Annotated in this window: 23 protein-coding genes; 13 read left to right on the plus strand and 10 right to left on the minus strand. The window is 62.6% G+C overall.

Annotated elements, in window-relative coordinates:
* Positions 1–9: 9 nt before the first annotated feature.
* The 4 genes from nikC to AAC126_RS07340 are packed head-to-tail and all read left to right on the plus strand — an operon-like array spanning position 10 to position 3149.
* The gene (gene nikC / locus AAC126_RS07325; protein WP_339851626.1) at positions 10–939 is read left to right on the plus strand and encodes a nickel transporter permease; all 930 of its coding nucleotides are present in this window, start codon (positions 10–12) and stop codon (positions 937–939) included.
* On the plus strand, positions 936–1820 hold the full coding sequence (locus AAC126_RS07330) for an ABC transporter ATP-binding protein (RefSeq protein WP_339851629.1): 885 nt from the start codon (positions 936–938) through the stop codon (positions 1818–1820). The genes nikC and AAC126_RS07330 overlap by 4 nt, the downstream gene beginning before the upstream one ends.
* On the plus strand, positions 1804–2613 hold the full coding sequence (locus tag AAC126_RS07335) for an ABC transporter ATP-binding protein (RefSeq protein ID WP_339851631.1): 810 nt from the start codon (positions 1804–1806) through the stop codon (positions 2611–2613). Before AAC126_RS07330 ends, AAC126_RS07335 begins: the two co-directional genes overlap by 17 nt.
* A gap of 47 nt (positions 2614–2660) precedes the next feature.
* A complete protein-coding gene (locus tag AAC126_RS07340; RefSeq protein ID WP_339851633.1) occupies positions 2661–3149 on the plus strand; it encodes a dual specificity protein phosphatase family protein in 489 nt (162 codons plus the stop codon).
* A gap of 24 nt (positions 3150–3173) precedes the next feature.
* Here AAC126_RS07340 and AAC126_RS07345 read toward each other — a convergent pair whose 3' ends face one another.
* The gene (locus AAC126_RS07345; RefSeq protein ID WP_323795905.1) at positions 3174–3527 is read right to left on the minus strand and encodes a RidA family protein; all 354 of its coding nucleotides are present in this window, start codon (positions 3525–3527) and stop codon (positions 3174–3176) included.
* Positions 3528–3745: 218 nt separating this feature from the next.
* Here AAC126_RS07345 and AAC126_RS07350 point away from each other — a divergent pair, with 218 nt between their 5' ends.
* Together AAC126_RS07350 and AAC126_RS07355 are read left to right on the plus strand one after the other, a co-directional pair.
* Positions 3746–4780: a phosphotransferase family protein gene (locus AAC126_RS07350; RefSeq protein WP_339851640.1), complete on the plus strand. Its 1035-nt coding sequence runs from the start codon at positions 3746–3748 to the stop codon at positions 4778–4780.
* A complete protein-coding gene (locus tag AAC126_RS07355) occupies positions 4773–5192 on the plus strand; it encodes a DUF6285 domain-containing protein (protein ID WP_339851643.1) in 420 nt (139 codons plus the stop codon). The genes AAC126_RS07350 and AAC126_RS07355 overlap by 8 nt, the downstream gene beginning before the upstream one ends.
* 189 nt (positions 5193–5381) lie before the next feature.
* On the opposite strand, the gene AAC126_RS07360 is transcribed toward AAC126_RS07355, so the two are convergent.
* Positions 5382–5819, minus strand: a complete 438-nt coding sequence (locus AAC126_RS07360) for a methylglyoxal synthase (protein WP_339851645.1) — start codon at positions 5817–5819, stop codon at positions 5382–5384.
* Positions 5820–5936: 117 nt separating this feature from the next.
* Here AAC126_RS07360 and AAC126_RS07365 point away from each other — a divergent pair, with 117 nt between their 5' ends.
* The 5 genes from AAC126_RS07365 (at position 5937) to AAC126_RS07385 (ending at position 12000) form a co-directional block, all read left to right on the plus strand.
* Entirely contained in the window at positions 5937–6629 is a 693-nt protein-coding gene (locus tag AAC126_RS07365; protein WP_339851648.1) for an RraA family protein, read from the plus strand.
* A gap of 37 nt (positions 6630–6666) precedes the next feature.
* On the plus strand, positions 6667–7635 hold the full coding sequence (locus AAC126_RS07370; protein ID WP_339851650.1) for a hydroxyacid dehydrogenase: 969 nt from the start codon (positions 6667–6669) through the stop codon (positions 7633–7635).
* Positions 7636–7647: 12 nt separating this feature from the next.
* Entirely contained in the window at positions 7648–8403 is a 756-nt protein-coding gene (locus AAC126_RS07375; RefSeq protein ID WP_339851652.1) for an aldolase/citrate lyase family protein, read from the plus strand.
* The gene (locus AAC126_RS07380; protein ID WP_339851654.1) at positions 8403–9524 is read left to right on the plus strand and encodes a malate/lactate/ureidoglycolate dehydrogenase; all 1122 of its coding nucleotides are present in this window, start codon (positions 8403–8405) and stop codon (positions 9522–9524) included. The genes AAC126_RS07375 and AAC126_RS07380 overlap by 1 nt, the downstream gene beginning before the upstream one ends.
* Before the next feature lie 139 nt (positions 9525–9663).
* Complete coding sequence (locus AAC126_RS07385) at positions 9664–12000, plus strand: molybdopterin-dependent oxidoreductase (RefSeq protein ID WP_339851657.1); 2337 nt, start codon at positions 9664–9666, stop codon at positions 11998–12000.
* A gap of 120 nt (positions 12001–12120) precedes the next feature.
* Here AAC126_RS07385 and AAC126_RS07390 read toward each other — a convergent pair whose 3' ends face one another.
* The 6 genes from AAC126_RS07390 to AAC126_RS07415 form a co-directional block, all read right to left on the minus strand.
* Positions 12121–12999: an isocitrate lyase/PEP mutase family protein gene (locus tag AAC126_RS07390; RefSeq protein WP_339851659.1), complete on the minus strand. Its 879-nt coding sequence runs from the start codon at positions 12997–12999 to the stop codon at positions 12121–12123.
* Positions 13000–13107: 108 nt separating this feature from the next.
* A complete protein-coding gene (gene rpmF / locus AAC126_RS07395; RefSeq protein WP_323795913.1) occupies positions 13108–13293 on the minus strand; it encodes a 50S ribosomal protein L32 in 186 nt (61 codons plus the stop codon).
* A gap of 126 nt (positions 13294–13419) precedes the next feature.
* A complete protein-coding gene (locus AAC126_RS07400) occupies positions 13420–15408 on the minus strand; it encodes an acetyl/propionyl/methylcrotonyl-CoA carboxylase subunit alpha (RefSeq protein WP_339851661.1) in 1989 nt (662 codons plus the stop codon).
* Positions 15409–15459: 51 nt separating this feature from the next.
* On the minus strand, positions 15460–16260 hold the full coding sequence (locus AAC126_RS07405) for a carbon-nitrogen hydrolase family protein (protein WP_339851662.1): 801 nt from the start codon (positions 16258–16260) through the stop codon (positions 15460–15462).
* A 26-nt stretch (positions 16261–16286) separates the two neighbouring features.
* Positions 16287–16571 carry a hypothetical protein gene (locus AAC126_RS07410; RefSeq protein WP_339851663.1) on the minus strand — a complete coding sequence of 95 codons (285 nt, stop codon included), beginning with the start codon at positions 16569–16571 and terminating at the stop codon, positions 16287–16289.
* Between the two features lie 66 nt (positions 16572–16637).
* Complete coding sequence (locus AAC126_RS07415; RefSeq protein ID WP_339851664.1) at positions 16638–17819, minus strand: pyridoxal phosphate-dependent aminotransferase; 1182 nt, start codon at positions 17817–17819, stop codon at positions 16638–16640.
* Between the two features lie 158 nt (positions 17820–17977).
* Between AAC126_RS07415 and AAC126_RS07420 the strand changes: the two genes are divergently transcribed.
* The gene (locus tag AAC126_RS07420; RefSeq protein ID WP_339851666.1) at positions 17978–18589 is read left to right on the plus strand and encodes a histidine phosphatase family protein; all 612 of its coding nucleotides are present in this window, start codon (positions 17978–17980) and stop codon (positions 18587–18589) included.
* A 137-nt stretch (positions 18590–18726) separates the two neighbouring features.
* Positions 18727–19107, plus strand: a complete 381-nt coding sequence (locus AAC126_RS07425; protein ID WP_339851668.1) for a glyoxalase superfamily protein — start codon at positions 18727–18729, stop codon at positions 19105–19107.
* A 42-nt stretch (positions 19108–19149) separates the two neighbouring features.
* Here AAC126_RS07425 and AAC126_RS07430 read toward each other — a convergent pair whose 3' ends face one another.
* Positions 19150–20031: an NlpC/P60 family protein gene (locus tag AAC126_RS07430; protein WP_339851669.1), complete on the minus strand. Its 882-nt coding sequence runs from the start codon at positions 20029–20031 to the stop codon at positions 19150–19152.
* Positions 20028–21206 carry a VWA domain-containing protein gene (locus AAC126_RS07435; protein WP_339851671.1) on the minus strand — a complete coding sequence of 393 codons (1179 nt, stop codon included), beginning with the start codon at positions 21204–21206 and terminating at the stop codon, positions 20028–20030. The genes AAC126_RS07430 and AAC126_RS07435 overlap by 4 nt, the downstream gene beginning before the upstream one ends.
* Between the last annotated feature and the right edge of the window lie 13 nt (positions 21207–21219).

The following is a 21219-nucleotide window of genomic DNA, read 5'->3' on the forward strand; positions in this document are numbered from 1 at the left end:
ACAGAAATCATGACAGCAGACACACTCACTTCCGCGAAACCCGGCCTCCGCGCCTGGCTGACCACGGACACGCCCGCGTCACGTAGACATGCACGCATGGTGCAAGCCTATCTCGGCTGGCTTTCACTCTCCCGTAACCCGCTTGCCCTGTTCGGCCTCGGTATTCTGGTAACGCTGATCGTTCTTTCCGCTCTGGCGCCATGGATCGCCCCGCACGATCCATATACCCAGGAGTTGGCGAACCGCCTGCAGCCACCGGGCTCCCCCGGCCATCTGCTCGGCACGGACGAGCTGGGGCGCGATATCCTGAGCCGGCTGATCCATGGCGCCAGCATCACGCTCTATATCGTCACCCTGGTGGCGGTCACCGCGCCCGTTGTCGGCCTCGTGATCGGCACGCTCGCCGGATATGTGGGCGGCTGGACGGATACCGCTCTGATGCGGCTGACCGATATCTTTCTCGCTTTCCCACGGCTTGTGCTGGCGCTGGCTTTCGTCGCCGCGCTCGGCCCGGGTATCGAGAATGCGGTGCTGGCCATCGCCATCACTTCCTGGCCGCCTTATGCACGCCTTGCCAGGGCGGAAACGCTGACCGTGCGGCATCAGGACTATATCAGCGCCATCCGGCTACAGGGCGCGTCGCCCGTCCGCATCATCGCCGGACATGTGATGCCGCTCTGCCTCTCGTCGGTGATCGTCCGGGTCACCCTCGACATGGCGGGCATCATCCTGACCGCCGCCGGTCTCGGCTTCCTTGGCCTCGGCGCACAACCGCCCATTCCGGAATGGGGCGCGATGATTTCCTCCGGCCGGAAATTCCTTCTGGATCAGTGGTGGGTCGCCACCATGCCCGGCCTCGCCATCTTCATTGTCAGCCTCGGCTTCAACCTGCTCGGCGACGGGCTGCGCGATATTCTCGATCCCCGGAGCGGCCAATGACCGGGACGAACGGCGGCAAGAACGGCGCCCTGCTGACCGTCGAGGATCTCTCGGTCCGCTTCCACACCCGCACCGGCATTGTCGATGCCGTGCGCAATATCAGCTTCTCCGTCGGCCGGGAAAAAGTCGGCATCGTCGGCGAATCCGGTTCGGGCAAAACCATGACCGGCCGTTCCGTCCTGCGCCTGATCCGGCCGCCGGGGGAAATCACCGCCAAGCGCATGGAATTCGATGGCCAGGATCTGCTCAAACTCAGCGAGAAGCAGATGCGGGATATCCGGGGCGACCGGATTTCCATGGTCATGCAGGATCCGAAATATTCCCTTAACCCGGTGATGACCATCGGTGAGCAGATCGCCGAAGCCTACCGCGTGCATACAGGCGCCTCTTCCCGGGAGGCAAAGGCACGCACGATCGAAATGCTGGGGGCTGTGAAGATCCGCGATCCGGAGCGGGTGCTCTCGCTCTACCCGCATGAAGTCTCGGGCGGCATGGGCCAGCGCATCATGATCGCCATGATGCTGATCCCCGATCCAGATCTGATGATCGCGGACGAGCCCACCTCGGCACTCGACGTCACCGTGCAGATGCAGGTGCTGGCGATCATCGACGATCTCGTTACCCAGCGCGGCATGGGACTGATGTTCGTCTCGCACGATCTCAACCTTGTCGCCTCTTTCTGCGATCGGGTGATCATCATGTATGCCGGGCAGATCGTGGAAACCTGCAAGGCGAGCGAACTGGACCAGGCGAAACACCCCTATACCCGCGGCCTGCTTAATTCACTGCCGCGTCTCGACCGCGAGCCCGGCCCGCTGCCGGTGCTGGAACGCCAGGAAAGCTGGAAGACGGAGCCCGGTGTCGATGCCTATTTCAAGTGAGGCCATTAAGATGCCGCTGATTTCCGTATCCGATCTCGATGTCCGCTTCGGCTCCGACGACGAAATCGTGCATGCCGTGCGCGGCGTATCCTTCAACGTGGCAGAGGGGGAGACCTTCGGTCTGGTCGGCGAGTCCGGCTCCGGCAAGTCCACCGTCCTGCGCGCCATGAGCGGTCTCAATGCGGACTGGACGGGCACCATCGAGATCGGCGGTACCCAGCTTGGCCGGGTACGCGGCAAACCGTTCTACAAACGCGTCCAGATGGTGTTTCAGGACCCTTACGGCTCGCTGCACCCGCGCCATACCGTCGACCGCATCCTGAGCGAGCCCTGCCAGATCCACGGCATGAGCGATATAGAAGGCCGGGTCCGTGATGTGCTTGTCGCGGCCGGCCTCGGCCCAACCTTCCGGTTCCGCTATCCGCATCAGCTTTCCGGCGGGCAGCGTCAGCGCGTCGCCATCGCCCGGGCGCTTATCCTGGAGCCGGAAATCCTGCTGCTGGATGAGCCGACATCCGCGCTCGACGTATCGGTGCAGGCGGAAATCCTGAACCTGCTGCAACGTCTCAAGCAGGAACGCGGCCTGACCTTTGTCCTGGTCAGCCACGATCTTTCGGTGATCGCCCATATGTGCGACCGGCTCGCGGTGATGAATGCGGGGCGCATCGTCGAGGAATTGACAGTCGCCCAGCTCCGCGCGTCGGAGCCGAGTGAGGCCTATACGCGCCAGCTTCTCAAGGCCAGTCTCGGATACGACCGCAGCGCAGCAGCCGACATGGAATCGTTCGATTGAACATTCCGTTCACCATCTATTCATATTTCCCCGGATAGCATCCCGCCATGGAACGATATGGCGCGACCGAAATTCCGGTTCCGGGAACATCAGGAACGCTTTTTCTCGGCCCTATTCCGGGGGATGAGGAAACACTGGACCGGATTGCCAGCTCCGGGATCGATGCCGTTCTGACACTGGCAACGGCAGAAGAACTGGTCGAACTCGGCGTGCCCGGCATACGGGACATCCTCCTCCGGCATTCTGTCAGCTGGACGCATTTTCCGATCAGGGATTTCGATATTCCGTCGGACGCCGACACCAAAGCCTGGTCCTCGCTGGAAACCATCCTGTCCGAACGTCTGAAAACCGGCGGCGCCATCCTGATTCATTGCCGGGCCGGTTTCGGCCGCAGCGGCATGATCGCCGCGCGCCTGCTTATGGCCTGCGGGTCAACACCGGACGATGCGATCAGGATCGTGCGCAATTCCCGTCCGGGAACGATCGAAACGCCGGCGCAACTGGACTGGGCCAGGAACGCCGACGCAAACGACTAGACTAGAAGATCACAGGCAACACGCTTACAGAGCGGCGATGGCCATGATTTCGACAGTGTATTTCGGGCTGGCGAGCTTCGGAGACTCGACGCAGGCACGGCACGGGGTTGAGCCCGCAACCACCCAGCCGTCCCAGACAGCATTCATTTCTGCGAAATCATCCATCGAGTTCAGCCAGATCGTGGCGGTCAGAAGCTTCGACTTGTCGGTGCCGGCCTCGGCAAGCAGGGCATCCAGGTTCGCCAGGATATCCTTGGTCTGATCGGCAACACTGGCACCCGGTGCGTTCTGGGCGACCTGGCCTGCCGTATAGACCGTGTTGCCGTGGACCACGACCTGACTCATCCGCTCGCCCGTGCGATAGCGCTTGATATCCATAACCTGTTCGCTCCAATGCGTTGAAAGAGGCGGCAGCATAAGCGGGCGCGGCTACATCCGCATAGCCTCTTCCGCCGATCTCACCCATGCCGCAGCGGGAACAGCCGGCGCCGCGCGGATATCACACTCAGGCATTGCAAAGCAGGGCATGGCTCGGCTTAATCGCGCACTCAAGAATGGGCCGGAACGCCCGCATCGAATTGGGATGACGCTTGGGTATGGATGCAGGAATGCGCAGCGCGGTGGCTGAATGGCTACAGCCGGAAACGGGTGCCGGAAAAATCGAGATCACCGGAGCAAAACTGCTTTCCGGCGGCGCCATACAGGAAAACTGGCTACTGGATCTGACGATCCAGGGCGGACGGCTTGACGGGCTGGAACATGCCGTGCTCCGCACGGACGCAGCCTCCGGGGTGGATGAAAGCCACGGCCGGGTGGAAGAATTCCGGCTGCTCTCCGCCGGGTTCGATGCCGGTATGACCGTGCCCGAACCGTTCGCGCTTGAGCCGACAGGCTCGATCACCGGCAAACCCTTCTATGTCATGCGCAAGGCGGACGGCACGGCCAATCCCCGCATGCTCACCCGAGATACCGCCCTTGACCCGCACCGCACCGGCCTTGCCCGGCAGATCGGCCGGGAGATGGCGCGGCTGCACCGTATCCGCCCGCCCCGCCCCGATCTGGATTTCCTCGGCGATGCTCCGGCCAACCCGGCCGCCCAGCGAATCTCCGAGCTCCACGGCTTTCTCGATAGCCTCCCGAAAGCCTATCCGGCCCTGGAATGGGGACTGCGCTGGCTGGAGCTGAATCGCCCGGCGCCAAACCCGGCCGCGCTCTGCCACCGGGACTTCCGGACCGGGAACTACATGGTCGCGGACGGCAAACTGACCGGCGTGCTGGACTGGGAATTCGCCGGGTGGAGCGATCCTCTGGAAGATGTCGGCTGGTTCTGCGCCCGCTGCTGGCGCTTCGGCGCGGACGAGCGCGAGGCGGGCGGTGTTGGCAGCCGGAGAGATCTTTACGCCGGATACGAGGAAGAAGCCGGAGCAGCCCTCGACTGGTCGCTTGTTCCCTATTGGGAAGTGCTGGCCACCGTGCGCTGGGGCGCCATCGCCCTGCTTCAGGGGGAGCGGCATAATTCCGGGGCCGAACGCTCGATCGAGCTCGCCCTTACCGGCCGCAAGGCCGCCGAAATGGAACTCGATATTCTGCAGCAGATCGCTGAAATCGAAAGGATCCGCGCCAATGTTTGAAGCACCCGGCAGAAAGGCCCTGATCGAAACAGCCCTGGCCGCCTTCCAGGACGACATTCTGCCCGCTCTCGACGGAGACAAGAAATATCTCGGCCTGATGATCGCCAGCGCGCTTGCCACGGCGTCCCGTGAGTTGGACGCAGATGCCGGTCGCGATGGTATCCAGCGCATTCTCGACGGATTTGCCGGGCTCTATGGTGAGGACAATGTCGAGCGAGCGGGACATGATGCCGAAACCAAGCTCGACACCCTGTCACGCGACCTGACCCGTGAGCTGCGCGAAGGCCTCTACGACCCCTCCCTCACCGGCCCGGTCCACACGCTTCTGACCGTCCTTGCCGAGGAAAAACTGAAGCTTTCCAACCCGAAATTTCTGGCCGCGCGCGAGTATTCGCAACCAACGCCCAACTGATGCAAAAATCCCAGACAATTCCGGATAAATTACTGCATCAATAAAGTGATCTACTATTTTGTTATGACTTGCGGTTCCGTAAACCGCCGCAGGTTTTCCGCGCGATCCATTCAGTGAAACTGATGCAGCGCAGACACACCAAAGAGCGGCCGGAAGCCAAATCCGTGCGGAAATGGCACAGCCTCTGCGTCAGGGAAGCACCCGGTTGAGGTAGCCTTCATTATCGGGTTCGGCGGCTTCATACGCCGCATCGAACAAAGGGCTGCCGAGGACGAAATCCGCACTCGCCTGATTGCAGGCAAGCACGACATTGTAGAGCGTGCAGAGTCGCAGTAGCGCCTTCACATCCACATCGTGCGGCATGGATGTCATCGGATCCGTGAAGAAGAGCAGGATATCGAGCCCGCCCTCCGCGATCAACGCCCCCATCTGCTGATCGCCACCGAGCGGACCGCTTTTCAGGCACTGAACCGCAAGCCCGGTATCCTCGGCGATGACTTTTCCCGTCGTCCCGGTGGCATAGAGATCATGCCCGGCGAACCGGTCCCTGTGAGCATGCACGAACGCCCTGAGCGCCGGTTTGCGGGCATCGTGGGCGATCAGCCCTATGCGCTTGCGTTCCTTCATCCGATACGGTCCCCGCTTTCAGGCGATAGTTTCCAAAAGGGCGCTACACTGTCCCGTAAGCCATCGTTAAGCTGCAAGAAAATACCAATCAAAAACAACTTTATGGGACGGGAGGACATGTCCGATATCACCCTGGCCGATCTGCGCAAGCTGACGGAGTGGGATACCCCCACAATCTGCAACGGCCTCGAGGTCGTCACACCTGAGCGCCGGACCATCGGCTTCACCACCATGCCACTGGTCGCGCTCGATCCATCCCTGCCCCCGATCTGCGGCTATGCCCGCACCGCCACGATGCGCGCCGTCACGCCGCCTCAGGGCGATGCCAAAGCCACCCGCGCCGCCTATTACACCTATGTCGCGGACGGCGCGCTGCCCCGCATCGTGGTGTTACAGGATCTCGACCCGGAGCCCGGTTTCGGTGCTTTCTGGGGTGAGGTGAACACCAACATCCACAAGGGTCTCGGCTGTCTGGGCTGCGTCACCAACGGATCTTTCCGCGATGTCGATGCCTCGGCGCCCGGTTTCCAGATCCTCGGCGGCAAGGTCGGCCCGAGCCATGGCTGGGTTCATCCCGTCGATTTCGGCGTGCCGGTGAATGTCGGCGGCATGGCGGTCAATCACGACGATATCATCCATGCGGACCGGCATGGTGCCGTGGTGGTGCCGGCCGAAGCAGTGAAAAAACTGCCCGAAGCCATCGCCCTGCTGGAGCGGAAAGAGAAGGTCATTCTCGATGCCGCCAAGTCGCCGGATTTCGACATCGACAAGCTGAAGGCCGCAATGGCCGGTTCCGCCGAAATCCACTGATCCGCCAGCCTGAGATCCCAGCCTGAGAGACCCAAAGATGAACAAGTTTCATGTGCTGGTCGTCGACAAGCTCAACGACGCCGGCCAATCCCAGTTCGACGCCCGTGACGACGTCAAGACCACCGTGCTGCAGTTCCCGACCGAGGAAGAGCTGATCGCTCATGCCCATGACATTGACGCCATCGCGGTTCAGACCACCAAGATCCCGCGCGCGGTGATCGAGGCGGCTCCGAACCTCAAGGTCGTCTCCCGTCATGGCGTCGGCTACGATTCCGTCGATGTTGCCGCTCTCACCGAACGCGGTATTCCGCTCTGCGTTGCAGCCACGTCGAATGCCGTGTCCGTGGCCGAACACACGATGTATTTCATCCTGTCCCTGGCGAAGAAAAGCGTCGAGTTCGACCACGCCACACGGAACGACAATTTCTGGATCAAGCGCCAGATGGGCGCCCAGGACATTGCCGACAAGTCCGTGCTGCTGGTCGGTTTCGGCCGGATCGGCACCCGCGTCGCAAAGCGGGCACTGGCCTTCGACATGAAAGTGTCGGTCATCGATCCTTTCGTCGATGACGCGGTGATCAAGGCGGCGGGTTGCACGCCTGTCCACGATCTGGCGGCGGTTCTGCCGCAGATGGATTTCGTCTCCCTGCACTGCCCGAAGAGCCCGGAAACGGTGAATCTGATGGGCAAGGCACAGTTCGCTGCGATGAAGCCGACCGCACATGTGATCAACACCGCGCGCGGCGGCATGGTGGACGAGGATGCGCTGTATGACGCACTGACCTCCGGCGCCATCGCCGGGGCCGGCATCGACGTCTTCGCCAGCGAGCCGCCGAAGCCGGAGCATCCCCTGTTCCAGCTCGACAACATCATCGTCAGCCCGCACAGCGCCGGCGTGACCGAACAATCGATCCTGCGGATGGCAAGCCAGACGGCAGAGAACGTTCTCAACGTGCTCGACGGCAAGCCGAACCCGGACACCGTCATCAACAAAGAAGTGCTCTAGGGAGGGCAGGCCATGAAAACACGATTGAGAGATTGCCTGAAAGACGGCCGCGGCGCGATCAACGGCTGGCTATCCGTTCCGAACACCTTCACTGCCGAAATCTTCGCGATGCAGGATTTCGACTCCATCACCATCGATCTGCAGCACGGTCTGGTCGACTACCAGGCCGCACTCACCATGCTGCAGGCGATGAGCGCGTCGGACGCGACACCGGTCGTTCGCCCGCCGTGGCTGGAGCCTGGCATCATCATGAAGCTGCTGGATGCCGGCGCCCTCGGCATCATCTGCCCGATGGTAAACAACCGTGCGGATGCGGAAGCGCTCGTCGGCGCCTGCAATTACGTGCCCGACGGATACCGTTCCTCCGGCCCGACCCGCGCTGGAATGGTCTATGGCGCCGATTATCACAACCAGTCCAACAAGACGATCGTCACCCTGGCGATGATCGAGACCGAGGAAGCACTGGCGAATGTTGCCGAGATCGCGGCGACACCCGGCCTGACCGGCCTCTATATCGGCCCGAGCGATCTTTCCATCTCGCTTGGCCACAAGCCGGGACTGGACCGCGCCGAGCCGGAAATGCTGGAAGCCATCGACAAGATCCTCGCTGCCGCCAAGGCCGCGGGCATCAAGGCGGGCATCCACTGCCTTGAGAACAGCTATGCCAAGAACATGCTGGCCAAGGGCTTCGATCTGGTGACGCTGGCCAACGACGTGCGCCTCCTCTCCTCCGCGATCAATGCGGCGGTAAGCGACATGCGCGCCTGATGATGGGCGCGCCAAATGAAGTTCGGGTCGCCCCCGATGTGATGATCCGGCTGGTGCGCGCGATGTTCGCGCGCGCCGGCTGCTCCGAAACGGAGGCCGCCTGCATCGCGGAGCGGCTGACCGGGGCCAATCTCCGGGGACATGACAGCCACGGCGTGATCCGGGTGCCGCGCTATCTCGAATGGGCCGAGAGCGGGCGGCAGAAGATCGGCCAGACGGTCGAAACCGTCATGGAAAACGATGTCATGGCGATCCTCGACGGGAATTACGGCTTCGGGCAGACCATTGGCGAGCAGACCGTCGACATTGGCCTGAAGAAGGTAAAGCAACACGGCCTCGCCCTGACAGCGCTGCGCAATTCGGGCCATCTCGGCCGGATCGGCGACTGGGCGGAGCGGGCAGCGGAAGCCGGTGTCGCCTCCCTGCATATGGTCAATGTCCGGGGCTCCCTGCTTGTCGCCCCGTTCGGCGCACGGGAACGGCGCATGGGCACCTCGCCCTTCTGCATCGGCATTCCCGTCGAGGGACAGGACCCGGTGGTGCATGACTTCGCCACCTCCACGGTCGCCGAGGGCAAGGCCCTGGTTGCTCTCAGGGGCGGCAAGGCATTGCCCGAAGGCGCGCTGATCGACGCGGACGGCGCCCTGACAAGTGATCCCTGGCCGCTCTACGGCGATGTGCCTGAAGGCAAGGCACCGATGCCCTATGAAGGCCCCGGCGCGCTCACCGCTTTCGGCGGCCACAAAGGCTCGGGCCTCAATTTCATGATGGAGATGATGGCCGGTGCCCTCACCGGCTCCGGCTGTGCAGGCGGGCCGGGTGAGCCGGAACGGCGGCGGTTCTGCAACGGCATGCTGTCGATCTATATCGATACCGAGAAGTTCGACGGTCAGGACAGCATGGCCGAGGAGATCAAATCCTATATCGCCTTCGTCAAAAGCGCCCGTACGGCCGATGGCCACAGTGAAGTGCTGGTGCCCGGCGAGAATGAACGGCGGGTGATGGCTGAACGGCAAGCGGCGGGCCTGCCGCTCGCGGCTGCAGCCTGGTCTGATATTCTCGGCTCCGCCCGGAATCTCGGTTTCACGGAAGCAGAGCTGAACGCGCTCACTGCTGCCTGAGCCCACCTAGAACCGTCATCCCTGCGCACACAGGGAGCCAGGGATGACGGGGGTCGTTCTATGATCAACAGGCCCCGGCTCTGCGGCCGGGATAACGAATATGTCAGCTTTCCCGCTATCCCCTGGGGAGTTCCCGCTCATGACCGAACAAGCCCGCATCCCCGCCTTCTGTACCCAGTGCCGCTCGCGCTGCGGCTGTGTGGCCACAGTCGAGGATGGAAAGCTGCTCGGCATCGACCCGCTGCCGGACCATCCGAGCGGCGCCAAGCTCTGTCCCAAGGGCAAGGCCGCGCCCGAGCTGGTCTACCACCCGGACCGGCTGACCCGGCCACTGCGGCGCACCTCCCCCAAGGGCGCGAAGGTGCCGACCTGGGAGTCGGTTTCCTGGGAGGACGCGCTGGACGAGATCGCCAGCCATATGGGCCGCATCCGGGACGAGCACGGCCCCGAGCAGGTTGCCTTCTCCGTCACCACGCCGAGCGGCACGCACATCTCCGACAGCATCTCGTGGATCGAGCGGTTCATCCGTGCCTATGGCAGCCCGAACACCATCTACGGGACGGAAATCTGCAACTGGCACAAGGACGTGGCCTCCCGCTTCACCTACGGCACCGATATCGGCACACCAGATTTCGCCCATACGGATTGCGTGCTGCTCTGGGGTCATAATCCGGCCGCGACCTGGCTCGCCCGCTCGACCGAAATCCAGAAGGCCATCCGCAAGGGCGCGAAACTGGTCGTCATCGACCCGCGCCCGACGCTCTTTGCCCGACGCGCCGATTGCTGGCTGCGCGTCCGCCCCGGGACGGACCAGGCCGTGGCGCTGGGATTGCTCCATCTGATGCTGGAAAGCGGCCGGTTCGATCAGGCCTTTGCCCGCACATGGACCAACGCCGCCTTTCTGCTGCATCCCGAAACGAGCCGCCTGCTGCGGGAAAGCGATCTGGCACCTGAAGGAAACCCGGATATCCTGCTCGCAGCCCCCTCGGCGGGTGGCACTCCCCTGCGTTACGATGCGAAAGAAGGCCGCTGGCTGGATACACCGGAAGATGCTGCACTGTTCGGCTCACACACCATAGAGGCCAGCACTGGCGCCTTGCACTGCCGGACCGCCCTGCAGGCCCTTGCGGACGCTGCCGCAGACTATCCGCCGGAACGTGTCGCAGAGATTGCGGGTATCAGCGAAGAAAATCTGCACAATGCCGCCGGCATCCTCTTCGAAAGCCCGTCTCTGGCCTATTACGCCTGGAACGGCGTCGGACAAAGCCTGACCGCGACGCAGACGGACCGGGCGATCTCCACCCTCTACGGGCTGACCGGGCATTATGGCAAGAAGGGCGGGAATGTTCCGGGCGGTGCCGCCAAATTCAACGACATCGCCGGGCATGATCTCCTGAGCAACAGCCAGAAGGCCAAGGCGCTCGGCCTCACGGAACGCCCCCTCGGCCCCGGCAGACAGGGCTGGGTGACCGCACGGGACGTCTACCGCGCCATTACCGACGGTGCGCCCTACCCCGTCCGCATGCTGTTCTCCTTCGGCGGCAATCCGCTCGCCTCCCAGCCGGACACGGCCCAAGCGAAGGAGGCCTTCGGCAAGCTCGACTTCCACGTCCATACGGACTTCTTCCTGAACGAAAGCGCCAAGCATGCGGATATTGTGCTGCCGGTCGCAACGTCATGGGAACGTGAAGGGCTGCGCAACGGCTTCGACGCCAGCCTGGAAGGCATGCGCAAAGTCCAGCTCCGCCCGGCCGTGATAGCACCGGTCGGCGAGACGAAGAGCGATACAGATATCGTGCTGGAACTGTCCCGCAGGCTCGGTCTCTCGGACGTCATGTTCGATTGCAACGCGGACAAGGGCCACGCCCACATCCTGGCCCCCTCGGGAGTTGGACTGAATACCCTCAGAGCCTCGCCAGAGGGTGTCACGCTGGATGCAGAGGTCGCAACCGAGGCGCACCTCGCAGGTGGCTTCCCGACCCCGTCCAGGCGGCTGGAGGTCTATTCGGAGCAGATGCTGGAGCATGGCTATGCTCCGGTGCCAAGCCTCGATATGACTGACCTGCCGAAAGAGGAGGACAGTCTGTTCCCCCTCCGCCTCGGATCAGCCAAGACCGTTGTCTATTGCCACAGCCAGCACCGCAACATTCCCTCGCTGCGAAAGCTGCAACCGGACCCAATCCTGGAGATGACACCCGCCACAGCGGAAGCACGCGGGATCGCCGATCATGACTGGGTCGAGATCAGCACGAAGGCCGGGACATTCATTGCCCGCGCGAAACTCGGCAAGGACCTCGCCCCCGGCGCCGTCTTCGCCCAGCATGGCTGGGCCGTGAGCGACAGCACGGATACGCCGAACACCGGCGGAGATGCGCACGCGGCCAACATGAACACCGCCATTCCGACTGAACAATGCGACCCGGTCAGCGGCTCCATCCCGCTGCGCTGCTCATGGTGCGAGGTCCGGAAGGTTTGATTTTAATCGTATCCCGGCCAGCGAGCCGGGACCTAGGCGATCACAGAATACTACCCGCCATCCCTGGATCCCGTTTTTTCAACGGGATGACGCATGTGGGGGAGAGTGTGGCTCTAAGCTTCACTCGCCCCGATAGCGCTCTTCCTGCTCATAATACCAGTCGAACCCCACCGTCTCGTACAGCTCGTCGAAACTCAGAAGCCGGTCCGGGCCCGGGTGATTGCCCTGAGCCATCAGGGCGAGCGCGTCACGCATGGCCCGGATCGAGACATTCAGCAGGGTGACGCCGAACAGCAGGCAGTCATAGCCGATCGCCTCCGCCTCCTTGGGGCTAAGCAGCGGGCGGCCTTCGCGTTCGAGTTGGGCCAACAGCTTCGGCGCCTGCACCCGGCTGCACAGCGCCTCCATCTCGCCCCGGCTCTGCGGTCCTTCGAAATAGACGATATCGGCGCCCCGATCGGCGAAGGCCTCGCAGCGCCAGAGCGCTTCCTCCAGTCCTTCGGCAACACGGCTGTCCGTGCGGGCCAGTATCAGCACGTCGCCGCCCTCCGCGCGGATCTCGTCCCGCATGTCGAGCGCGGCCTGCAACCGGGTCAATGCTTCGCCCCGCGGTACCACCTCGACGCCCTTGGCGAATCCGCACCGTTTCGGAAAAACCTGATCTTCCAGCATGATGCAGGCGATTCCCGCATCGGCGAACCCCTTCACCGTGCGCCGGACATTGACCGGATTGCCGAATCCGGTATCCGCGTCCCCGATCAACGGGATGGAGACGGCCCCCGCAATGTCCCGGGCCTGATCGAGGATTTCCTTATAGGAAAGCAGGCCCGCATCCGGCAGGCCGATCTGCGTCGCGCTGACCGCGTAGCCGCTGACATAGGCCGCATCGAAACCGGCCTGCTCCACCAGTTTCGCGCTCATCGCGTCATAGCAGCCGGGAATCGTCAGGATTCGCCCTGTTGCCAGTCGCGCCCTCAGCGCCGCTGCATTTCCCGCCATTTTATCGCCTCCCCCGCTTTTCTGATTATTGGGAAAACGATAGCCCTGACGCCAAAATGGAAAAAGGCCCCAAAAGGGGCCTTTTCACGTCACATATGCGTGCCGGTCTTAGAAGGCGTCTTTGACCTTCAGGACCTGGCGGCCGCGATACATGCCGGTTTTCAGATCGATGTGGTGCGGACGGTGCAGTTCACCGGTGTCCGGGCTTTCCACATACGCATCAGCTTTCACCCGATCATGGGCACGACGCATGCCGCGCTTCGACGGGGTCGTTTTCCTTTTGGGAACTGCCATGTCACTTATCCTCAGTTCGTCGGTACCGATTGCACCGACGGTGCGATCTCAGGGGCGCTGTATTAGTGGGTTTCCGGAGCAGTTGCAAGGGAAAAACCCTGCAAAACCCGTCCGGCAGGCATGCGTTTATTCGAACTCGATGATCTGCTGATCGACGGCAAGGCTGCCACCGGCAGCAGCGTGGATTTTCGCCACCGTACCATCCTTTTCCGCCCGCAGCACATTCTCCATCTTCATTGCCTCGACCACGGCCAGTTCCTGCCCGGCCTTGACCGCGTCTCCCTCGCCCACGGCAAGCGAGACCAGCAGACCCGGCATCGGCGACAGCAGGAATTTGCTGAGATCGGCGGCCTCTTTCTTCGGCATCCGGTCCAGCAGATCGGACGCCCGCCGGCTGATCACCGTGAAGCGGCGCTGGGCTCCGGCGATGGAAGCCAGATAATCGATCCCCTTGCGCTCGAACTGGACAGGGAACGGCTTGCCGTTGACCATGCCGCCGAACACCGGCTCTCCGGCCCGCAGCACACCGCGCACCGCGTAGGTGGAGCCGCCTATGGTCACATCGAACCCGCCATCGACCACACTTGCATCCGCATCTTCCGCCGTATCGTCATGACGGACCTTCCAGGCCCGTTGCGGCGGGTTGCGGTCGCCGACGGGAGTCTGACCGGAAATCATCCGGTTCCGCTCCGCATAGGCGCATTCCGCCGCCACCGCGACGGCCCGCATGGCATTCTCGATCTCTTCGCTCACCGGCGCGCCATGGAAGCCGTCCGGATATTCCTCGGCGATAAAGCCGGTCGACAGCCGTCCCTCGCGGAACCGCTCATGCGCCATCACGGCGGAGAGGAAATCGACATTGTGGCCGATACCGCGCACCAGGAACCGGTCGAGCGCCTCGGCCATCCGGTCCACCGCCTCGATTCTTGTGTCCCCGTAGGTGCAGAGCTTGGCCACCATCGGATCGTAGAACATGGAAATCTCGGCACCTTCATAGACGCCGGTATCGACGCGCACCGTGTCGCTCTCCTCCGGCGGCTGGTAGCGCACCAGACGGCCCGTGGAGGGCAGGAAGCCGCGATAGGGATCCTCGGCATAGATCCGCGACTCGACGGCCCAGCCGGTCATCTTGATGTCGTCCTGGGTGAAGGGCAGCTTCTCCCCCGCCGCCGAGCGGATCATGATCTCGACCAGATCGAGGCCGGTGACCAGTTCCGTCACCGGGTGCTCCACCTGCAGCCGGGTGTTCATCTCCAGGAAATAGAAATTCCGGTCCGCGTCCACGATGAACTCGACGGTTCCGGCGGAGGAATAATCCACCGCCTGCGCCAGAGCCACGGCCTCGGCGCCCATGGCAGCCCGGGTTTTCTCGTCCAGGAACGGGCTCGGCGCCTCCTCGATGACCTTCTGGTGGCGGCGCTGGATGGAGCATTCCCGCTCCCCCAAGTGTACGACGTTGCCGTGCTTGTCCGCGATCACCTGGATTTCGATATGGCGCGGTTCTTCGACGAACTTCTCAATGAAGACGCGCTCATCACCGAAACTGGAGCGAGCCTCGTTCACCGCCGAGCGAAAACCGCTCACCACCTCATCGTCATTATAGGCAACCCGCATGCCCTTGCCGCCACCGCCGGCGGAAGCCTTGATCATCACTGGATAGCCGATCTCGCGGGCGACCTTGGCCGCTTCGGTGTCGTCGGCGAGGATACCGAGATAGCCCGGCACGGTGCTCACGTTCGCCGCGTGCGCCAGTTTCTTCGATTCGATCTTGTCGCCCATGGCGCCGATGGCCTTGATGCCCGGGCCGATAAAGGCAACGCCTTCTTTTTCGAGAGCTTCGGCGAAGGCCGCGTTCTCGGAAAGGAAACCGTATCCCGGATGCACCGCCTCTGCGCCGGTCTGCCGGATCGCATCCATGATCTTCTCGATCACGAGGTATGATTCCGCAGAGGCCGCGGGGCCGATATGCACCGCCTCATCTGCGGTCCGGACATGCAGGGCGTCCGCATCGGCATCGGAATAGACGGCGACGGTCTGGATGCCCATGCGCTTTGCGGTCCGCATCACACGACAGGCGATTTCGCCACGGTTGGCGATCAGGATTTTCTTGAACATGGGATGGAAGTTAGCCGAGCCCCTTGAGGGCGGCAATAGGCCAGCGTGCCCTTAATCCTTCAACCTGTGTTCGAGGTAGATTTCTCCCGCGCGCGCCCTACGCCGCCAGGGCCGCGCCTTATTCACAGGAATGTCCCATTTCGCATCAGACGGATCGATCTCGCCGATCACCAGACCGGACGCGCCGCGCACGCATGAGGCCAGAATCTCGCCATCCGGACCGATGAAACAGGATGGTTGTTTATCGCTCCCGTTTTCGGGAACGGAATAACTCAGCCAAAGGCAATTGCTGGCCGCGTGCCCCTGACACTGGATTCGGAACATTTCCAAGCCAGGACCGGACGAAAGGCAGACGCAATCCACGCCAAGCCGCTCATATTCCATGAAAAATTCGGAAAACTGAACCTCGATACAGATCAGAAAACCCAGCCGGATTCCCTTGATCTCTACGGTGACAGGCTGGTTGCCCGCCGCGTACCAGTCCGTGATTTCCGAATTGGAACAGTACCGCTTGTCGTACCGCGCGACGGCTTGTCCTCGCCCGTCAACGATATACAGGCTGTTCAGGGGACGGGACAGGTTCGGATGACGGTGATTACAGCCGACAAACGCCCAGATACCGGTCTCGGCACAGCATGCCCGAACCTCATCCAGAGAAGCTTCCAGGGCTTCCCAGTCGACATCCACCCAGCTTTTGATTTCCGATTTCACATAGCCGGACAGGGCGGCTTCGGGAAAATGCACGCAGTCGGCACCGGAAGCCGCTGCCTCCCGGATCAGGCGGCACATTCCGGCGGCGCTCTCTCTCAGATCGGATGAGAGCGGAGACTGCGCCGTGGCAAGTTTGAGCATAACCGCTCCCCGCCCCGGGATCGGTGTCAGATCAGGAAATTGATATAGGAGCCTGCCGGCGCATCCGGATCGATATTGTCATTCGCGAGAAGCAGCATCAGCCGTTTGATCTGGCGATCAATTTCCGCGTCCGTGGTCGCGGTACGCAGCCGGAAGCCCGGGGTCGGCGCACTGCTGGGGATCTGTAACGGCTGCTGCTGCGAGATGCGGGCCGGGGTCGCAGCATCGGGACGGCGGACAACAGGACGCCGGACACGCCCGTTCGGTGCGCCTACGCCGCCATTTCTTGGTCCGCTCGGTGTCAGTGCCATATGCGATGCCCTCGGCTCGATGCCAACAAACGCGACTATAGCCGAGAGAGAATCGGGCGCAAAGCCTTACGCTTTCGGCCCGCCCAGCATTGTCTCCAGCGCATCCATCGCCGCCGTCAGCCGTTCCGGCGCGGAGGCGTAGCAAAGCCGGAGATAACCCTCCCCCGACGGCCCGAACGCGCTGCCCGGTGCGAGGCCGACATTGCACTTGTCGATGATCTCCTTGCAGGCCGCGACCGAGTCGGTCATGCCGTCGACCGTGAAGAAGGCATAGAAGGCCGCTTTCGGCCGGGCGGAGCTGATCCGGGGCCAGGCGTCGAGACGGTCGAACACGATGTCCCGGCCCTTCAGGCAGCGGTCGCGCAGCTGCTTGATCACATGGTCGCCGTCACGCATCGCCACGATGGCCCCACGATGCAGGAATTGCGGCACGCCGGAAGTGACGATCTGCACCAGCTTAGCAACAGTCGGGCCGAGGGATGCCGGGTGGGTCAGCCAGCCGAGCCGCCAGCCGGTCATCATCCAGGATTTGGAGAAGCTGTTGATGACGAAAAGCCTGTCATCATCCTCGGCGATCTGCAGGAAGGACGGTGCCACGTCCCGGTCGAAGACAAGCTGATGGTAGACCTCGTCGGCGATGATCCAGATGCCGCGCTCCCGGGCGAAATCGAGGATCTGCTGCTGTTGCTCCTGCTCGATCATCCAGCCCGTCGGGTTGCCGGGCGAATTGACGAAAATCGCCTTGGTCTTGTCGGTAACGGCCGCGAACAGCTCATCCATGTCGAGATGCCAGTCATCGTCCCGCAGGCTGAGCGAGACATGGGTGCTGACGCCGCCATTGATCTCCACCGTGGAATAGATGTTCGGCCAGATCGGGCCAACCACCAGCACCTCGTCACCCGGCTCCAGAATCATCTGCATTGCCATGGCAAGCGACGACATGCCGCCGGTCGTCAGGCTCACCCGGTCCGTGTCGAGCGCTATATCGAAGGTCCGGTTCATATAGGCGGCAATCTCCTTGCGAAGATCGAGGATGCCGCGCTGGTCGGTATAGAAGGTCTCCCCCCGGCGCATGGCATCGGCGGCAGCCTCGGTGATGAAAAACGGCGTCGGCAGGTCGCCCTCGCCGAACCAGAGCGGAATCAGCCCCTGCCGGTCCCAGCCATGCTGCGCGACCTCGACAATGCCCGTCTCTTTCAGGTTTTCCACGAGAGAATTCATCGGACCGAAATCGGGCGCGGCGGACATCAACATCATCTTCATCCTGCAATTGGAAACCAGCCGCACCCAGGCACGACAATATGAAAACTTTAGCTCTTTGCCCCATGCTCACAACCCCATAAAACCGATGGCACGGGTTAGCCCCGATTAACCGACGAGACTGAATTGAAAGCGCGAGGAAGAGGATGGGCAGGATCTACCTGATCCGGCATGGGGAGACGGTGTGGAACCGGCTGGGACGGCTGCAGGGCCAGCTTGATTCCCCTCTCACCCTGACCGGCGTGCGGCAGGCCGAAGCCCATGGCCGCAAGCTCGGCGAGCTGCTCGGGTCGACCGCCCTGCCTGTGCTCGCCAGCCCGCTCGGCCGCACCCGGCAGACCGCCGCCATCATCTGCGATACGGCGGGCCTGCCCTACGAGGCCGTCCGGTTCGACGAGCGGCTGATGGAAATCACCCTCGGCGAGCATGACGGCTATCACGGCTGGGGCGCGCTGGATGAGGATTTCCCGGAGCACGCAATCGCCCGGCGGGCCGATCCCTGGCATTACCAGCATCCCGGCGGCGAAAGCACGGAGATGGTGCGCGACCGGCTGATCCCGGTCATGAACGAGCTGCGGGCCGCAGAGACACCGCACATCGTCATCGCCCATGGCGTGGTGAACAAGATCATGCGCGGGATCTATCTCGGGCTGAGCGAGGAGGACTGCTTCGCCCTCGACCGGCCGCAGCACGGCTTTCACGTGCTGGAGGATGGCACGGAAGAATTCGTGCTGAGCATGCCTCTTGAAAGTGCCTGACGAAGATCTTGCGGAAGCGCTCTTCAATCGACATCCTGAAAACACAGGCGGGCACCGTCCCGGTAATTTCAGACAGGAGTAATGGCATGGCCCGGCACCGCCCGCACCATGGCCGGCAACTCCCAAACTGAGGTCCCATGATGGATGACCATGCCACGACCGGCATACGGTTCGGCCGTATCGCCGCCACTCTCCCCGTGAAAGACATGGAGAGAGCCAGAAGTTTCTATGTCGACACGCTCGGCTTCAAAAAGGTGTTCGAAAACGGCACGCCCACCGGTTTCATGATCCTGAAGCAGGGAGCAGCCGAGTTGCACCTCACCCTGCAGCCAAACCACAAGGCTGCACCGTTCAATGTCGCGCACATCATGGTAGGCGACGTGGATGCGCTGCACGCGCTCTGCCAGCAGGCAGGCATGCGCATCGTCAAGGGGCTGCAGGACAAGGATTACGGTCTGCGGGCCTTCGTCTTCGAGGACCCGGACGGAAACCGCATCGACGTCGGCGCGGCGCTCTGACGTTACGGCGTCTCCGGCACGGCTGGTCCGTGCCGGGGCGCTTTATTCCATATCCGGGATGGCAGGCAGCCGGCGGATGGTCCGGATCGGGATATCCATGTCCCGGGTCCGGTGCATGAAGTCCGCCAGTCCCTCATAGGCCACAGCCATGTGGTGGCCGTTGGCGTGCAGCAGCATGCCCGGCTCGGCCAAAAACATGACATGGCCCGCCGTGAACAGCAGATCGCCCGGCTGCGCCGCATCCAGCCCGCCCTCGACGATCTCGCCTACAGTGGCTTCCTGCATGTCGCTGTCTCGTGGCGCCGTAATTCCGGCCCGGGCCAGCGCAAGCTGTACCAGAGCGGAGCAATCCAGCCCGAAGCTTGACCGTCCGCCCCAGCCATAGGGCGCGCCCATGAACAGCTCGGCGGTCGAGAGATAATCCGGCTCCACCTCGGTCACATCGCAGAGGTGTGGCGTATAGACCCAGCCGCCCGTCTCACCGAAATCGACCCGCGAATAATTGCCTTCTGTCCCGGACACCCGGACGCGGGTGGAAAGATGCAGCATATCGAGCGGAATGGACTTCAGATCCGGTTCCGGGAACACATAGCTCCGGAGCGCCTGAATCTCGTGACTGTAGGTCGCCTCATTATCGGGCCCCAGCCCGCCCTCACGGACATAGCCGACATAACCGTCGCTCTGGTTCTGCCCCCAGGCCCAGCCATCCTTGCGCTCATAGGCGATGAAGCGCTCGTTGAAGAGCAGCTCCGTCGATTGCCGCGCCTTCGCATCCGGCGCCTCGCGCACAGACACCGTACCGGACAGCACCCGGCAGGCCTCACCCGCCACATATTTCGGTGCATCGATATCGGCTTCGAGGAAATCGGCGGCGATATCCGCGCGGGCGGGTGTCAGCCGATGGTCAAACGGATCGATCTTCACGCCATCAGATCCTTTGTTGCCCGGTCGAGACCGTCCAGGGTGAGCGGGAACATGCGGTCCTCCATCAGGTCGCGGATCATGCTGATCGACTGGGTATAGTGCCAGTATTTCTCGGGCGTCGGGTTGAGCCAGGCGGTGCGCCGGAAATGGCCGGTCAGGCGCTGCATCCAGGCGGCGCCCGCTTCCTGGTTCATATGCTCTACGCTGCCGCCGGGCATGGCGATCTCATAGGGGCTCATCGAGGCATCGCCAACGAAGATTGCCTTGTATTCCGGCCCGTATGTGTGCAGCACGTCCCAGGTCGAGGTCGCCTCGGTATGGCGGCGCCAATTGTCTTTCCACACTTTCTCGTAGGGGCAGTTGTGGAAGTAGAAATATTCCAGATGCTTGAACTCTGACCGGGCTGCGGAGAACAGCTCTTCCGTTACCTTGATGAAGGGGTCCATGGAGCCGCCGACATCGAGGAACAGAAGCACATTCACGTTGTTATGCCGCTCCGGCACCATCTTCAGGTCGAGATAGCCGCCATTGCGCGCGGTGGAGCGGATGGTGTCGCTCATATCCAGTTCGGTCGGCGTGCCGGAACGGGCAAAGCGGCGCAGCTTGCGGAGCGCCATCTTGATGTTCCGGGTGCCAATCTCGACAGAATCGTCGAGATTGCGGAATTCCCGCTTGTCCCAGACCTTCACCGCCCGGTTATGGCGATTGCCGTCCTGGCCGATGCGCACACCTTCCGGATTGTAGCCATAGGCGCCGAACGGGCTGCGGCCGGCCGTGCCGATCCACTTGTTGCCACCCTGATGGCGCTTTTCCTGCTCTTCCATGCGCTGCTTCAGGGTTTCCATGAGCTTTTCCCAGCCGCCCATGGCCTCGATCTCGGCCTTCTCCTCCTCGGTCAGGTTCAGCTCCGCCATCTTGCGCAGCCATTCCTCCGGGATGTCCTTGCCGAACAGATCGGTGAGGTATTCCAGCCCCTTGAAGACATGGCCGAAGACCTGATCGAACCGGTCCAGATGCCGCTCGTCTTTCACCAGCGTCGCGCGGGAAAGATAGTAAAAGTCCGTGACCGCATAATTCGCGAGCCCGGCCTGCACGGCCTCAAGTAGCAGCAGGTACTCCTTCACGGAGACCGGCACTTCGGCGCGTTTCAGCTCGTAGAAGAAATTTGAAAACATGGAAGAGTTGTCA

The sequence above is a fragment of the uncultured Nisaea sp. genome, from assembly GCF_963974195.1.
Classification (GTDB): Bacteria; Pseudomonadota; Alphaproteobacteria; order Thalassobaculales; family Thalassobaculaceae; genus Nisaea.